The sequence below is a fragment of the Streptomyces sp. NBC_00273 genome (genome assembly GCF_036178145.1).
Lineage (GTDB): Bacteria > Actinomycetota > Actinomycetes > Streptomycetales > Streptomycetaceae > Streptomyces.
On sequence record NZ_CP108067.1, the window covers coordinates 5028376 to 5043787 of the forward strand.

General features: G+C 73.6%; 15 protein-coding genes. 5 read left to right on the top strand and 10 right to left on the bottom strand.

What is annotated here, in order from left to right; all coding sequences use genetic code 11:
• Window positions 1-90 precede the first annotated feature (90 nt).
• Window positions 91-870 carry a carbon-nitrogen family hydrolase gene (locus OG386_RS22015; RefSeq protein ID WP_328789574.1) on the bottom strand — a complete coding sequence of 260 codons (780 nt, stop codon included), beginning with the start codon at window positions 868-870 and terminating at the stop codon, window positions 91-93.
• Window positions 871-1019: 149 nt separating this feature from the next.
• Here OG386_RS22015 and OG386_RS22020 point away from each other — a divergent pair, with 149 nt between their 5' ends.
• Window positions 1020-1850: a maleylpyruvate isomerase family mycothiol-dependent enzyme gene (locus OG386_RS22020; protein WP_328789575.1), complete on the top strand. Its 831-nt coding sequence runs from the start codon at window positions 1020-1022 to the stop codon at window positions 1848-1850.
• Here the strand turns inward: OG386_RS22020 and OG386_RS22025 are convergent.
• From OG386_RS22025 to OG386_RS22035, 3 genes are read right to left on the bottom strand one after another with little or no spacing between them, the layout of a single operon-like run.
• Entirely contained in the window at window positions 1825-2853 is a 1029-nt protein-coding gene (locus OG386_RS22025) for a helix-turn-helix domain-containing protein (protein WP_328789576.1), read from the bottom strand. The two genes, OG386_RS22020 and OG386_RS22025, sit on opposite strands and share 26 nt — an antisense overlap.
• Before the next feature lie 51 nt (window positions 2854-2904).
• Window positions 2905-4326 (bottom strand): MFS transporter, encoded by a 1422-nt coding sequence (locus OG386_RS22030; RefSeq protein WP_328789577.1) that lies wholly within the window; start codon window positions 4324-4326, stop codon window positions 2905-2907.
• Between the two features lie 20 nt (window positions 4327-4346).
• Window positions 4347-4997 (bottom strand): GntR family transcriptional regulator, encoded by a 651-nt coding sequence (locus OG386_RS22035; protein WP_328789578.1) that lies wholly within the window; start codon window positions 4995-4997, stop codon window positions 4347-4349.
• Window positions 4998-5169: 172 nt separating this feature from the next.
• Between OG386_RS22035 and OG386_RS22040 the strand changes: the two genes are divergently transcribed.
• A complete protein-coding gene (locus OG386_RS22040; RefSeq protein ID WP_328789579.1) occupies window positions 5170-6351 on the top strand; it encodes a DUF418 domain-containing protein in 1182 nt (393 codons plus the stop codon).
• On the opposite strand, the gene OG386_RS22045 is transcribed toward OG386_RS22040, so the two are convergent.
• From OG386_RS22045 to OG386_RS22055, 3 genes are all read right to left on the bottom strand, one after another.
• Window positions 6335-6676 carry a hypothetical protein gene (locus OG386_RS22045; protein ID WP_328789580.1) on the bottom strand — a complete coding sequence of 114 codons (342 nt, stop codon included), beginning with the start codon at window positions 6674-6676 and terminating at the stop codon, window positions 6335-6337. The two genes, OG386_RS22040 and OG386_RS22045, sit on opposite strands and share 17 nt — an antisense overlap.
• A 15-nt stretch (window positions 6677-6691) precedes the next feature.
• Window positions 6692-8587 carry a C1 family peptidase gene (locus OG386_RS22050; protein WP_328789581.1) on the bottom strand — a complete coding sequence of 632 codons (1896 nt, stop codon included), beginning with the start codon at window positions 8585-8587 and terminating at the stop codon, window positions 6692-6694.
• Between the two features lie 220 nt (window positions 8588-8807).
• Window positions 8808-9917 (bottom strand): FAD-dependent monooxygenase, encoded by a 1110-nt coding sequence (locus tag OG386_RS22055; protein ID WP_328789582.1) that lies wholly within the window; start codon window positions 9915-9917, stop codon window positions 8808-8810.
• Between the two features lie 166 nt (window positions 9918-10083).
• Here OG386_RS22055 and OG386_RS22060 point away from each other — a divergent pair, with 166 nt between their 5' ends.
• The 3 genes from OG386_RS22060 to OG386_RS22070 all read left to right on the top strand — a co-directional run bounded on the left by OG386_RS22060 (window position 10084) and on the right by OG386_RS22070 (window position 12828).
• The gene (locus tag OG386_RS22060; RefSeq protein WP_328789583.1) at window positions 10084-11040 is read left to right on the top strand and encodes a GntR family transcriptional regulator; all 957 of its coding nucleotides are present in this window, start codon (window positions 10084-10086) and stop codon (window positions 11038-11040) included.
• A gap of 68 nt (window positions 11041-11108) precedes the next feature.
• Window positions 11109-12314, top strand: a complete 1206-nt coding sequence (locus OG386_RS22065; protein WP_328789584.1) for a DUF1266 domain-containing protein — start codon at window positions 11109-11111, stop codon at window positions 12312-12314.
• A gap of 103 nt (window positions 12315-12417) precedes the next feature.
• A complete protein-coding gene (locus OG386_RS22070; protein ID WP_266594675.1) occupies window positions 12418-12828 on the top strand; it encodes a PPOX class F420-dependent oxidoreductase in 411 nt (136 codons plus the stop codon).
• A gap of 22 nt (window positions 12829-12850) precedes the next feature.
• Here OG386_RS22070 and OG386_RS22075 read toward each other — a convergent pair whose 3' ends face one another.
• The 3 genes from OG386_RS22075 to OG386_RS22085 form a co-directional block, all read right to left on the bottom strand.
• Window positions 12851-13615 (bottom strand): hypothetical protein, encoded by a 765-nt coding sequence (locus tag OG386_RS22075; protein ID WP_328789585.1) that lies wholly within the window; start codon window positions 13613-13615, stop codon window positions 12851-12853.
• An 86-nt stretch (window positions 13616-13701) separates the two neighbouring features.
• On the bottom strand, window positions 13702-14637 hold the full coding sequence (locus OG386_RS22080) for a GNAT family N-acetyltransferase (protein WP_328789586.1): 936 nt from the start codon (window positions 14635-14637) through the stop codon (window positions 13702-13704).
• Window positions 14638-14658: 21 nt separating this feature from the next.
• Entirely contained in the window at window positions 14659-15324 is a 666-nt protein-coding gene (locus tag OG386_RS22085) for a hypothetical protein (protein WP_328789587.1), read from the bottom strand.
• Window positions 15325-15412 lie beyond the last annotated feature (88 nt).

Here is a 15412-nt window from a genome sequence, read left to right on the forward strand (position 1 = left end):
GCCTCCTCCTCGTGGCCCCGGCGGCCGGCGCCGCCCGTCCCCATCGTCTGCCCGGAAACCCCGGCGCCAACCGGGGTCTCCGGGCCGGCGTCAGCGGCCCAGGCGGCGGTCCTTCAGGGCCGGGAACTGGGAGCGGGTGTCGGGGACCTTGGCCGGGTCCAGGTCCACGGTGAGGACCTCCTCGCCGGGGCCCGCCTCGGCCAGGACCTCGCCCCACGGGTCGACCACCAGGCTGTGCCCGGCCTGCTCCACGCCCGCGTGGGTGCCTGCCGTCCCGCACGCCAGGACGTAGGACTGGTCCTCCACGGCGCGCGCCCGGTTGAGTAGGGTCCAGTGCGAGCGGCGGCGGGCGGGCCAGCCCGCCGCGACGACCATCGTGGTGGCCCCGGCGTCGACCAGGCCGCGGAACAGCTCCGGGAAGCGCAGGTCGTAGCAGGTGGCGATGCCGAGTGTCTGCTCCGGCAGGGTCACCGTGGTCAGGGAGTCCCCGGCCGACATCAGCACCGCCTCGCCCTGGTCGAAGCCGAAGCGGTGGATCTTCCGGTACGTGGCGGCGAGCTCGCCCGCCGGGGAGAGGACGAGGGCGGTGTTGTAGAGGGAGCCGTCGCCGGCGCGCTCCACGACCGAACCCGCGTGCAGCCAGACGCCGGCGTCGCGCGCCGCCTTCGACATCGCCTCGTAGGTCGGACCGTCCAGCGGTTCGGCCTCGGTCTCGAACTGCTCGTAGGCGAACGCGCCGACCGGCCACAGCTCCGGCAGGACGACGAGATCGGAGCCCGCCTGCTCCCGTACGAGTTCGGCCACGCGGACGCGTCGGGAAGACACCGACTCGCCCTCGTTCACTGCGATTTGGATCAGCGAGGCGCGCACACTACCACCGTCCTGGCGTTCAAGCCGTCAACTCGGGCCTACGATCGTCACACGAAAGCACTGCCGGGGTGCTCACCGGCAGCGTAGTTTTGGAAACTGAGTCCACCGCTTCCGAAACGCGCCATTGAACAGCACCGCGAGGGGTCCCGTTGACCGTCCAGCCGCATCCCGCCCTCCAGCCCTATGCCGACGCCTGGACACACTCCATCGAGGCGATATCCGAGTTGGTCCTCCCGCTGACGGAGGGCGAGTGGAACCGGGCGACGCCGTGTCCCGGCTGGTCGGTCCGTGATGTCGTGTCCCACATCATCGGCATCGAGTGCGAGCAGCTCGGGGACCCGCGGCCGATCCACACCGTGGCACGGGACCTGCGGCACGTGGTGGACGAGTTCAGCCGGTACATGGAGGTGCAGGTCGACGTGCGGCGCCACCACACCGCGCCGGAAATGACCTCGGAGCTGGAGTACACGGTGATCCGGCGCTCCCGGCAGCTGCGGAACGAGAAGCGGGATCCGGCCACGATGGTCCGCGGGCCGCTCGGCGACCAGGTGACGCTGGAGCAGGCGCTGCGGCTGCGGGCCTTCGACGTGTGGATCCACGAGCAGGACCTGCGGGCGGCACTGGGGGCACCGGGGAACTGGGACTCGCCGGGCGCCTACGTGGCGCGGGACCTCCTACTGGCCGGCCTGCCGAAGGTGGTGGCCAAGCGGGCGGGCGCGCCGGCGAACTCGGCGGTCGTCATCGACGTCCACGGGCAGCTGGAGTTCATGCGGACGGTACGGGTGGACGCGGACGGCCGCGGCACGGTGGACAAGTCGCCGTCGCTCGGTCCGGCGGTGACCCTGACGCTGGACTGGGAGACGTACGTCCGCCTGGCGGCGGGCCGGGTACGGGCGCACGCCGTCGCGGACCGGGTGAAGGTGGAGGGCGACGTGGAGCTGGCGGACGCCATCCTCACGCAGTTCTCCGTGACCCCGTAGGGCCCGGGCCGACCAGGGCCGCACCGTCCAGCCGGGTGGCCCGGGCGGCCGTGCGGCGGAACGCGGTGGGGCTGATCGCGTACGCGTCCCGGAAGGCACGACTGAAGGCCGCGGCATTGGTGAAGCACCAGCGGGCGCCGATCTCGTGGACGGGCCGTCCGGCCAGCTCGGGGCGGGCCAGGTCGGTGCGGCAACGCTCCAGGCGGCGGCGCCGGACGACGGCCGCGACGCTCTCCGGTCCCTCGCGGAAGAGCCCGTGCAGGGCGCGTACGGAGATGCCGTGGGCGGCGGCGATCAGGCCGGGGGTGAGCGCCGGGTCCCCGAGGCCGTCCTCGATGAAGGTGTCGATCCGCTCGCGCAGGGCACGGGCGCGGACCTCGGCGGGCAGCTCCCCGTAGGCGTCGAGGCGTTCGGCGAGGCAGGCGGCGGCCAGCTCGATCGTGGCCGTGCCGAGGTGGCGCAGCTCTTGCGGCCCGCAGTCGGAGCCGTGCCGTCCGAGCGAGGCGACGAACCCCGCCAGAACGGCCCCCAGACCGCTCTCCGCGCCGATGCGGTGGCCGAGCAGCGGATCGATCCGGCCGGCGCGCAGCGGCAGCACGGTCTTCGGCAGCTGGACGACCAGCGCCCGGAGGGTGCCGTTGCCCGGTCGGCAGTCGGCCTCGAAGGGGCGCGAGGTGTCCCAGAGGATCATGTCCCCGGGGGCGAGCTCCGCGTCGCTGCCGCGCTGGGACATCCACATCCGGCCGCGGGTCAGCAACGCCAGCTGGTACTGCTCCGGGTCCGAGCGCCGGATCAGGGCGGGGGTGCGGCGTGAGCGCACGTGGGAGTACTCGAAGGAAGAGACCTGTACGGCGCCCAGGTCCAGGACCGCCGCCTCCGCCTGGAAGTCGGCGGAGCGTTCGCTCCTGAGCGCGGTGGGCATCAGCGAGTGGGAGATGACGTCCGTGAACCAGTCGAACCTCTCCGCGGTCGGCACGGTGCCTGCGGACAGCTTCGTCCACATCTGCGGCGGATCCCCCTCCCGACACCGCTCTCCCGGGGGACGGCGGCGGACCTACGGCGCCTCGCGCCCTGCTGTTTCCGGGAGGGGACACGCACGGGACACCGGTTCCGGTTCCGGTTCCGGTTCCGGCCTTGGCTCCGGCTCCGGCTCCTGCGCGGGGACGGTGACGCGACTCCGGGCGGCTTCACGGGACAGGGCCAGGGGTCGCAGGCGCAGGATGCTGATGACTCCCACCGCTTCGAGGACGAAGACCGTGGAGAAGGCGACGCGGTAGTTGTCGCCGGTGGCGTCCAGCAGGACGCCGACCGTCAGCAGGGTGGTCATGGACGCGATGAAGCCGCCCATGTTCGTGATGCCGGAGGCGGTGCCCTGGCGCTCCGCCGGGTTGGCCGGGCGGGCGAAGTCGAAGCCGATCATCGAGGCCGGTCCGCACCCGCCCAGGACCAGGCACAGGGTGACCAGCAGCCACATCGGCGCGTGCTCGCCCGGGTAGGCGAGGACCGAGGCCCACAGCAGGGCGGTGAGGCCGACCGTGCCCAGGGCGAGCGGGATCCGCGCGGACTGGCGGCGGCCGACGAGCTGGCCGTAGACCAGCCCGAGCACCATGTTCGAGGCGACGACCAGCGTCAGCAGCCCGCCCGCGGTGGTCCGCGCCAGCCCCTGCGCCTCGACCAGGAAGGGCATGCCCCACAACAGCAGGAAGACCATCGCGGGGAACTGCGTGGTGAAGTGCACCCACAGGCCGAGCCGGGTGCCCGGTTCGGCCCAGGACTCCCGGATCTGGCGGCGCACGAAGCCCCCCGGGGCGACCGGAGCGCCCGGAGCCCCGGCGGCGCGGGGCGCGGGCCCGTACCCCTCCGGGTGGTCCCGCAGGAACAGCACCAGCGGCACCAGCACCACCAGCCCCGCCGCCGCGCTGCCCGCGAAGGCGGCGGTCCAGCCGACCCCGTGCAGGACCGGGGCGAGGACGAGGGTGGAGACGAGGTTGCCCGCCATGCCGACCAGCCCGGCCAGCTGCGCCATCAGCGGCCCGCGCCGGGCCGGGAACCAGCGGGTGCCGAGCCGCAGCACCGAGATGAAGGTCATCGCGTCGCCGCAGCCCAGCAGCGCCCGTGCGGCGAGCGCCATCCCGTAGGAGGGCGACAGCGCGAAGCCGAGCTGGCCGGCGGTGAAGAGCACCGCGCCCAGGGTCAGCACCCGCTTGGTGCCGAGCCGGTCGACCATCAGGCCCACCGGTATCTGCATGCCCGCGTAGACCAGCAGTTGGAGGAGGGAGAAGGTGGCCAGCGCCGAAGCATTGACGTGGAAGCGGTCGGCGGCGTCCAGGCCGGCCACGCCCAGGCTGGTACGGAAGATCACCGCCACGAAGTAGACGGCGACGCCGATGCCCCACACGGCGACGGCCCTCCGACCGCCCGGTGGATCGGAGGGTATGTCGGCCCTGGCGGGGGAGGCGTTCACCGAACCGCTCACCGAACCGCTCACCGGCCCGTTCACCGGCCCGGCCCCCGCACCAGGGCCTCGACCCGGCCGATGTGCCCGCGGACCGCCGCGGCCGCCGTGTCCGCGTCCCCGGCGCGCAGCGCGGCCAGGATCTCCGCGTGCTCGGCGAGGGTGCGGTCCAGCCGTTCGGGATGGGCGTGCAGCAGGGCCACGCCCATCCGCAGCTGCCGGTCGCGCAGTTGGTCGTAGAGCCGGCACAGGATCTGGTTCCCGGCGCTGCGCACGATCTCGGCGTGGAAGCCCCGGTCGGCGGCCATCATCGCGGCGAGGTCGCCCTCCTCGGCGTGCCGGCGCTGTTCGTCGAGCAGGGCGGCGAGCCGGTCCAGCAGGCCCGGTGGGGCCGGCACGGCCCTGCGGACGGTGAACTCCTCGACCAGCAGCCGGGTTTCGAGGACGTCGGTGATCTCCTGCACGGAGACCTGGAGGACCAGGGCGCCCTTCTTCGGGTACAGCTTCAGCAGCCCCTCGGTCTCCAGCCGCAGCAGCGCCTCGCGGACGGGCGTACGGGACACCCCCACGGCGGCGGCCAGTTCGCCCTCGGTCAGCAGGGTGCCGCCTTCGTAGCGGCGGTCGAGCACCCCCTGCTTGACGTGCTGGTAGACGCGGTCGGCGGCGGTCACGGCAGTGGCGGGGGCAGGCATGCGCACAGGATAGATACAACAGGGGTGGAAGCCCTGCCGGGTCCAGGATGCGGACCCGGCCCGGACGGAACCCCGGGTGTGGTCCGCGGGCCCTCCGCTGCATCGAAGGATGTAGCGCGCCTTCGTCCGCCCGCAGGACGTACGGGGCCGCGCGCGCCGAGACGCTGAAGTCATGGCCCACACCCTGCTCGCCCCGGTGGTACGCAAGACCGCCCGGCTCCCCCTCCTGGACGTCCTGCGCGGCGCCGCGATCCTCGGCACGCTCATGACCAACGTCTGGATCTTCACCTCGCCCGGCTCGGAGTGGGGGGTGCTCCAGGGCGGTCTGAAGCTGCCCGACCCGATCGCCGACCCCTCCGCCGCCCACCTCGCCGAGAGCGTCTTCCGCTTCCTCGCGGACGGCAAGTTCCTGGCGCTGCTGACGGTCCTGTTCGGGGTGGGCCTGGCCATCCAGTTCGACTCCGCAGCCCGCCGCGGCGACCCCTGGCCCGGCCGCTACCCGCGCCGCGCCGCGTTCCTCTTCGTCGAGGGCACCGTCCACTTCGTGCTCGTCTTCGCCTGGGACGTGCTCATGGGGTACGCCGTGACCGCCCTCCTCGTCGCCTGGCTGCTGGCCCGCTCCGAGAAGGTGCGCAAGGTGGCCATGTGGACGGCCGGCGGGCTGCACCTGGCACTGGTCTCCCTGGCGACCCTCGACGCACTGGCCCGGCCCGCCGGCGCCCCGAAGAGCCCGGACCCGGCCGCCGTCGAGCTGTACGCCCACGGCGGCTATCCGGCCCAGATCGCCCTCCGCCTGGAACACTTCCTCGCGCTGCGCATCGAACCGGTCTTCTCCTTCGGGCTGCTCGTGTTCCTCTTCCTCCTCGGCGTACGGCTGCACCGCGCGGGCGCCTTCACCGCCACCGCCGAAGGCCGCCGCATCCGGACCCGGATGGCCGCCTGGGGCCTGGGCCTCGGGCTGCCGCTGAACGCCGCGACCACCCTCGGCGGCTCCGACTTCTACATCCTGGGCCGCTACGGCGCCGCGCCGCTGCTCGCCCTCGGCTACATCGGCCTGATCGGCATCGCCCTCGACCGGCGGTGGATCCCGACCCCGGTGAGCCGTGCCCTCGGCTCCGTCGGCCGCACCGCCCTGTCCTGCTACGTCGCCCAGAACCTGCTCTGCATGCTGCTCTGCTACGGCATCGGGCTGGGCCTCGCCGAACGGCTCGGCGGCAGCGGCCCCTGGTGGGTGATGGGCCTGTGGGCCGGCGTGAGCCTGGCCCTGGCCGCCGGATCGTGGCTGTGGTTGCGCCGCTTCGACCACGGCCCCCTGGAAGCCGTACAGCGCACGGTCCTCAAGAGCCGCCGGTGAGCGCCGCCACCTCCACGTCCAGGACGAACTCGTCGTAGGGCGCCTCGTCCGGGTAGGGCGGCCGGACCTGCGCGAAGCGGATCCGGGCCCGGCTCCCGCCCGGGGGCCGGGCTCGGACCACGTAGGTCCGCTCCACCGGGGCCCCCGGCAGCGGGGCCGCCCCACCGGCCCCGGCGCCGGCCCCGGACCCGGGAGCCTCCGCCACCGTCACCGCGTCCGCGTCCCCGGTGACCTGCCAGGTCCACACGTACCCGCGCGCGCCGCGCCCGGTGAGCCGCAGCTCGTACGACTCGTCCGGGCCCAGCACGATGCTCCGTACCTCCACGCCCGCCCGGTCCTCTCAGACGGGGCCGATCACCGACCCCTCGTGCCAGCCCGCGCCGTCGCGCCAGTAGTGCTGGAGCCGGCGGTCGGTGCGCAGGACGATGACTTCCAGGTTGAACCCGAAACTGCCCTGGAGCATCCCGGTGACGGAGGCGACGTCGTGCCCGAAGACCGCGCTGCGCCGCCAGGGCGAGCCGACCGCGTTGCCGCGCCACCAGTGCTCCACGCCGCCGCCGGCGACGGCCACGCACAGCTCGTAGTTCCCGGCGGTGTCCTCGTCCGCGGCCCCGAACTGCCCCTCGATCAGGCAGGGCGCGGAGACGGCCGCCGTACCGCTGCCGAAGATCTCCCCGGCCCGCCAGGCGAAGCCGTTCGGATCGTCGCGCCACCACAGCTGCATGCGGCCGTCGGTGCGGGTGGCGACGAGGTCGAGGTGGCGGCCGCGGGTCTGGACGAGGGCGGGCCCGTAGTGGGCGATGCCGGAGGCGAACCGGCCGCCGTCGTTCCAGTTCCAGGGGGCGCCGTTGATCCGCCACCAGTGGTTGAGGCGGCCGTCGGCGGTCCGGACGACGACCTCGAAGTTGCCCGGCTTGCCGTAGTCGCTCTGGATGAACGCCGGGGTCGAACCGACGGCCGCGTCGCCCGGCCCGAAGACGCCGCCGTCGCGCCAGGCCCCGCCGGACTGCTCGTAGTACCAGTGGCGCAGCCGGCCGCCGGTGGTCACGTGCAGGGACTCCATGTTGCGGTTGTAGGTGGTGCCGGTGAAGGCGGGCTGTCCGGAGGCGTCGGCGGCGAAGGTGCCCGCGCGGGCCCAGGCGAACGGGGAATCGCCCTCGCGCCACCAGTGCTGGAGGCGGTCTCCGGGGGCGGTGGCGAGCAGCTCGAAGTTGCGGTGGGCGCGGCCGTTGCCGCTCTCGTAGACGTTGCCGGTGTGCAGGCGGCGCTTGGTCCACGGGTCGGGGTTGGTACCGCGCAGGCCGCACTTGGCCCAGTAGTCGATGTTGACCTCGCCGTAGGCGATCCGGCCGTAGCCGCCGACGTGGTAGCCCGTCCCCCAGGAGTTCTTGAACAGCCAGCACCCGGCCGCGTCGTCGTAGCCGACGATCAACACGCAGTGGCCGCCCGCGAGATGGTCGCTCGTACGGTGGTACACGCCGGAGCCGAGGCCGAAGAAGTCGTCGTACACGTCGAAGCAGGCCGTCAGCGGGCCGACCGTGTCCAGCCAGACCTTCTGCTGCTCCACGTCGCCGAGCCGGACGTAGTCCGTGATCCGGACGGTCCGGCCGGACCGGTCCCAGCTGGGCGTGTACTCGGCGCGCCAGGCGTCGCGGCGGGCGGCCGGCAGACCTGCGGGCGGGGTGCTGTACGGCCAGCAGTCCGGGTCCGCGAGCCCGCCGTTCGCCCTGATCCAGTCGAGGGCGGTCTCCGGATTGCTGCCCTGGCCGCAGGTGAAGCGCAGGCCGTCGTGGACGTCCCCCTCCGAGCGCTCCGCCCATACGTCGTGCTCGATCCGGGCCATGGACTCCACCAGGCCGGTGGCACCGAAGGCCCAACAGGAACCGCACGGGTTCTGGTCCTTCACCTTGGTGATCCACGGCCAGCCCCAGCGGCTGCGCCAGTCCACGGCGGCGGGCCGGGCCGAAGCGGCCGTCCCCCGGACCCCGGGCAGCAGCCCGTGGGCGGCGCGGCGCCGGGTCAGATGCGGATTGCCGCTCGCGCGGCCGATCGTCCCCGGGAGGTCGATCACCCCTGCGTCCTCTGCGGTGGTCAGGTTCGCCCCGGGCTCCAGACCGAGCGAGGGCCGCGGCACGGGCTCCTCGTCGGCGAGGTGCTCCAAGACCGACCAGCGCGCCCCCTGCGCGATGAGCTGCGCACGCAGCTCGCCCACCGACTGGACAGACTCCTCCGGCATAGCGGCCCCCCAGCTGCAACCGTTCGGATCCAAGACCCGGGAGCGTCTCCCCCGCGCCCGGGGGCGTCAAGGGGGTCCGCACGGTCGCGCGGGGGCACGAGGGGGCGTGCCGTGCCGCGGGGCCCGCGGGCTCGGCCGGGACGGCACCGGGAGCCGGGTCGCCGGATGCCGGATGCCGGGCGCCGGGTCGCCCGCAGCCGTGAGGGCGGCGTGCCGGGGTTCAACCGTCCAGGGAGATCGCGTTCTTGGCGCGCTCCACGGATTCCTCGGACGCGGGTCCACCCGGGTTCTCCGTCGCCAGTGCCTGGTTGAGGTCGACGAAGGGCCGCATCCGCTCCTCGTAGCGGGCGTACGCGGCGAGGTGGTCGCCGGGCGCCTGGGCGAGGGAGTCGGCCAGCACGTGGGCGCCCACCAGGGCCAGGCTGGTGCCCTGTCCCGAGAGGGGGGAGGGGCAGTAGCCGGCGTCCCCGAGCAGGGCGACCCGGCCCCGCGACCACTGGTCCATGCGGATCTGCGCCATGGCGTCGCAGTAGAAGTCGGGCGCCTTGCGGGCGGCCCCGGCCAGGCGGGCCCCTTCCCACCGGACGGTCTCCAGCCGGTCGACGACGGTGCGCCGCAGGGCCTCGCCGGTACGCAGTTCCGGGGCGAGGGGGGCGGACTCGAAGCCGAAGGCGATGCGCAGTTCGGTGTTGTCGCGCACGGGCATGATGCCGAAGCCCATGTCCCCGTCCCGCAGCCACATCTGCCAGTCCTGCAGGCCGAGGAAGTTGTCCGCGCCGAACACCGAGAGGTAGCTGCCCAGGTGGTGGGTGTAGTCCTCTTCGGGGCCGAAGGCCAGGCGCCGCACGGTGGAGTGCAGACCGTCCGCGCCGACGACGAGGTCGAAGGTGCGCGGCGCCGCGTGCGCGAACTCCACCCGCACTCCGCTCTCGTCCTCCTGCAGCCCCGTGACGGTGTCGCCGAAGAGGTACTCGACGTCCGCGCGGGTGTGCTCGTGGACCATCCGCACCAGGTCCTCGCGCAGCACCTCGATGTCTTCGCCGTCGAGCCGGCCGCTGCTGAAGGTCGCCTCGGTGGAGCGGCCGACCTCGCTGCCGTCGGGGCCGAGGATCGACATGCCGCGCATCCGGGTGCGGACGCGGCTCGCCCGCTCCAGCAGCCCCACGCGCTCCACCACGTCGAGCGCGACGCCGCGGATGTCCACGGCCTGCCCGCCGCCCCGCACGCCCGGGGCGCGTTCGACGACGGTGGCCTCGAAGCCGTGGCCGTGCAGGAGGTGGGCGAGGACGGGACCCGCGATGCCGCCGCCGGAGATGAGTACGGTCCGCATGAGAAGCTCCTTCAGTGGTTTGTACGCTGTACGCAGACTGAATGTACGACGTACACACAGGCCTCTCAACTGGCATGACAACGCATCTGTACTAGCGCAGACCAGCTCCGGAAGAGATCCCCGCTGCTACCCTCTGCACTAGTACAGGACAGAAAGGCGGAAGAACGTGACGCAGACCACAGGCACGGCGGGCGATCCGCCCTACCTGCGCATCGTCGCCGCGATCCGGCGGCGCATCGCGGACGGGGAACTGGCCCCCGGGGACCGGGTCCCCTCCACCCGGCAGATCGCCGCGCACTGGGGCGTCGCGCTCGCCACCGCCACCAAGGCGCTGACCACCCTGCGCCTGGAGGGCCTGGTCGAGGCCCGCCCCCGGATCGGCACGGTCGTCGCCGGGAGCGCCCCCGCCCCTGCCGCCGCACCGGCCCGCAGGCGCCCCTCGCCCGCCCCGGACACCGAGCCGGAGCTGACCCTCGACCGGATCGTCCGCGCCGCCATCGACATCGCCGACGCCGAAGGACTCGCGGGGCTCTCCATGCGCGGTGTCGCGGCCCGGCTCGGCGTCGCCGCCATGTCGACCTACCGGTACGTCCCGAGCAAGGAGGACCTGATCCTCCTCATGGCCGACGCCGCCTTCGGGGAGGAGTCCTACCCCGCCGAAGCCCCCGCCCACTGGCGGGCGCGCATCGAGGTGGGCGCCCGCACCCTGTGGGGCCTGTACCGCAAGCACCCCTGGCTGGCCCAGATCAGCTCCCTCACCCGCCCGTTGCTCCTGCCCAACCTGCTGGTCCACGGCGAGTGGATGCTGGCCGCCCTCGACGGCCACGGACTCGACCCCACCACCCTCTTCGACATCCACGTCCTGCTCTACAGCCATGTGCAGGGCCTGGCCGTGCACATGGAGATGGAGGCCAACGCCGAAGCCGCCACGGGCCAGTCGGAGGACCAGTGGATGGACAGCCGCGCCCCCGTCCTCCAGGAGCTGGTGGACTCCGGCCGCTTCCCGACCTTCGCCAAGGTGGTCGGATCCTTCGAGGACGGCTACGACCTGCGGCTCGACGCGCTCTTCGACCTCGGCCTGGGGACCCTCCTGGACGGCCTGACCCCCGTCGTCGAGGGCTGAGGACGCCCCCTCGGGCTCCCTCGGGCCCCGCCGGGAGCCCGGCGGAGGCCCGTATAGGGTCGGGCCGTATGGGGACGTGGAGCGCACCGAGCGCCATCGAGAGAGAGCTGTACGAGGCCAAGACCGCCGGCAACTGGGCCGCGTACTTCGACGTGCTGGCCCGTACGCCGCTGTACGTGGCGCAGTCCCGCGCACAGTCCGACGCGCACCCCGACTCGGTGTTCTTCCACGCCACCCCGGACCGGATGCTCGTCGTCCACACCGCCGGCATGCTGCCCGCCCCCACCCCCGAGACGGTCTACGAATCGCGCAGCCTGCGCTGGTTCGCCAAGGTCTGGGCCGCCGACGACCCCGCCTTCCTCGCCGTCAACCCGGGCTCCCCCGCCGAGGCCTACCTCACCACCACCCCCGCCGACCTGGCCCGCTGGCGCACCCACGCGGAGGCCGCCCCCCACTACGGCCTGCCCGAGGGCAAGGTCCACGCCCTGTTCACCGGCGGCCCGCTGCACGGGCCCGTCGCCCACGGTCTCGCCGTCGGCGGCCATCTCGCCGTCACGAACGGCGAGTTCTGGAACTCCCTCGCCTACCACGGCAGCGGCTACCAGTACGAGCGCCGCCGCGTCGCGAAGAGCTGGAGCATCACCGACCGGCCCGACTGGCTCTCCACCCTGGAGGCGCTGTTGGAGTGCGGGATGGTCAGCCCCGTCTGGGAGTACGCGCTCCGCGTCCGCCGGGCCCTCGCCTCCGACTTCGCCGGGCCGGTGGACATCGAGCACTGGCGGCACGCCGCCGAGGCCGCCCTGCGCCGCGGCGCCGAACGCGCCGCCGAACCGCAGCTCACCCCCGACGGGGTCACCGTCGCCCAGCCGCGGCCGGTCGCCGAGGTCGAGGGGGAAATAGCCGGCGTCAAACGCCTGATCGGCCGGATCACCCGCTACGAGCAGCGCTTCCGGGCCGACGGACTACTCCCCGAGGACGGCTGGGTCCGCTCCGTGGAGGGCTGGGACATCGGCCGGGCCTCGCAGATGGCCCGCTGGGGCGTCGGCTGCCGCTACGGGACCGTCGCCGAGGCCGAGAAGGCCGTACTGCGCGCCGGGGAGTCCGCACGCGACACGTACCGCTCGTGGGCGGAGTTCTCCGCCGGGTACGTCCTCGGCCGGTGCCTGCACTTCGACGAGGAGGAGTTCGGCACCTGGTACACGACCGCCCTCGCCGCCCACCTCGCACTGACGACGGACCCGGCCAGTCCCTGGCTCAACATCCCCTGGAACTAGGCCGTTCCCCCCGGCCGTCCGGACGGTGTCCGACCTCGGGTAGTCGGCGGCCGCGGCCGGAAACCGGCGGCGGGCCACCGGCTCCCCGACTAGCCTCGCCGCCATGACTGTTGAGCTGAACGAGACCGTGCGTGGGCTGCTCGACGCGCCGCACCCCGCCGTCCTGTCGACCATCAACCCCGACGGAAGTCCGCAGAGTTCGGTGATCTGGGTGACCCGCGACGGCGGCGACCTGCTGGTCTCCACCGAGCAGGGCCGCCGCAAGGAGCGCAACATCGTCCGGGACGGGCGGGTCGGGCTCACCGTCTTCGACCTGGCCAATCCCTTCCTCTACGCGGAGATCCGCGGCACGGCCACCGTCACCGAGGACATCGGCCGGGCGGTGGCCGTCCGGATCGCCGAGGAGTACATGGGCCCGGGCGCCGGCAAGGAGTACGCGCAGGCCCCGGCCGAGGACGTCCGCGTGGTCGTCCGCATCACCCCGACCAAGGTCCTCGGCAACGCGGCCCGGTAGACCCGACGGCGTGCGGTCCGACCTAGGGAAGGTCGGGCCGGACCGTCGCCCAGGCGTCGACCGCCCGCGCCGCGGGGTCGGCGTCCGCGAGGTGGGGCCGTACGAGCACCAGCCACGGGACCAGGCTCTTGATCCGGCGCAGGTGCCGGATCCGGTGGTACGGGAGGTCCCGCCAGGCCCGGCCCTGGGCCGCGGCCTGCTCCGGGGTCAGGTCGATCAACGCCAGCAGCTCCCGGCACAGGGCGGCCGGGTCACCGCCCCGGTCCGGACCGAACTGCTGGATCAAGTAGACCTGTACGCAGGCCAGTTCTGGCGCCCGGAGCAGATCGGGCCCGCCTTCGGCCCGCGCGCAGCGGTGGGTGGCGGCCAGCGCGATCCGGCCCCAGCGCAGCCGGATCCCGTCCGGCAGCCGCTCGTCCCGCATCCGCACCCCGGCCAGGACGCGCAGGGTCCGCGGGTGCGGTTCGTCGCGCAGCGGCGGGTCGGTGGCCAGCCAGGCCTCCAGCTCCTCCAGCGCGTGCCCGTCGGGCGGCACCGAGGTCAGCACCTGCCCCCGGGTGAGCAGCGCGACCATGGCGCCGGCGAGGTGGACCTTCGCGACGTGCCCGGCGTCGAAGGAGCCGACGGCCCGCCCGTGGCGTTCGATGCGGCGCAGGCCGATCCTGGATTCCCCGACGGCGTAGACCTGTCCGGCCCGCGCCACCCCGCCGACGCACCGGACCACGCACACGCCGCCCGTGACGTCGGCCTCCTCGACGGAGTACACCTGCAATTCGGCGATGGACACCCGCGCCCCCTTCCCCGGGCGGAGGTTACCTCCCGGGGCGGCCGCACGCGCTCACGGGAGCCGTGGAGGTTCCAGCCGTGGAGGTTTCACCCGGACGGTGCCTCCAGGACGAGGCGGATCTCGGTGACCTCGTAGCCGGCGCGGTCGAAGGCGGCGGCCATCGGCGCGTTGACGGTGTCGGTGGTCGCGGTGATGCGCCCGGCGCCCGCGGCGGCGTGGAAGCGGGTGATCTCGCCCAGGATCTCGTCGATCAGGCCCTGGCCGCGCTGCTCCGGTACGACGCCCAGGTAGCCGACGTTGCGGTGGTACGGGGTCGCCGACGGGACGGCCAGGCCCGCGAGGCGGCCGTCCGGGAGGTGGGCCAGGCGCCACCAGGAGCGCTCGCCGGGGCAGTCGAGGTAGAAGTCGAAGTCCTCGCGGGCCAACTGCTCGGCGTCCATCAGCTCCAGCTCGTGCTGCGTGGCCAGGTCGAGGCTGCCCTGGGAGAGCCGGACGAAGGCGTCCAGCATCTCCTCGTCCGTTCCCTCGCGGAAGACGAGCCGGCCGGTGGGCCCGGCCGTCCCGGCGGCCGGGGTCCACTCGTAGCGCAGGCGCTCGATCTCGCGCGTCAGGCCCGCCTCGGCCGCGGCCTCCTGGCGCCAGGCGACCGCCGCGGCCAGCTCCGGCTGCTCCCGCCAGCCGCGCGGCAGGGAGATGTTGTAGCCCGGCCGCGTGCCGAAGGCGGCGTGCCCGGCCTCCAGCAGCCCGGCGGCGACCCCGGCCGGGTCTGCCACGTCCTCGCGCACCTGGAGGCAGTCGAGCGCGACGGGCCGCTCGCTGTCGGCGCGACCCCACCACAGGGCGCGGGCGAGGATCCGCCCGTCCTCGTCCTCGGCGAACCAGATCCACTCGGGCCGGATCTGGTTCTCCGCGAGCTCCTCACGGATCCGCTCGGCGGTCAGGGCGGGCACGGGCCCGTCGGCCGGATGGGCAACGGCACGGTCCAGGTCCGCGGGGTCCGCGGTGGCAGCACGAAAGATCATCTGGCGATGATCACACGGGGTTCACCCCGCTGACCAGGGGTTTCCCCCACAGCCCGGGCGCTCCCCCTGTTCCACGATCCCTTCCAGGACGTGGGCGTACTCCCGCAGGCGCCGCTTGAAGGGCTCCGCCGAGCCCGACGGGGGCATCAGGAGCCCGGGCAAGAACGCGACCCTCCACATCAGGAACACCTCGTGGAGCGACCGTCCACGGCCGGCCCCGCCCCACGTGCACGCCGCGCCGATCACCTCCGCGATCTCCCGGGCCCGGCCCTGCACGTCGTCGCCGCCGCGCAGGGCCGCCACCCCCACCAGCGCCTGGAGGAAGTGCGCCAACTGGCGGTCGGCGCCCGCCCGAGCCATGCGGCGAACGGTTTCCGGCGCGCCGAGGTCCGGGGTCAGCTCCTCGATGCCCCCCGACCACATCAGCAGGACGGCCGGCGCAACCTCGTGCTCGCGCAGGTACCCGAGCCCGTCCATGATCTCCATCGACGCGTCGTGGAAGGCGCCCAGCCGCCGCACCACGTCCAGCAGCCGGTCCAGTTCGCCGCGGTGACGCGCGACGAACTCGCCCACCGACGCCGATTCCAGCGCCGCGCCGCACTCGACGAGGCCGCCGAGCGGTCCGAAGACCTCCCGTACGAGCGTCGTCTCCGACGCCACGGGTGCCGCCGGGACGTGCTCTTCCACCGCACCGCTCCTTCGCACCGCTCCTGCGGGACGTTCCTTCGTTGCGCACGGCCGATGGCCGGCCTCCGCAGGGGAGACCGGCCATCGG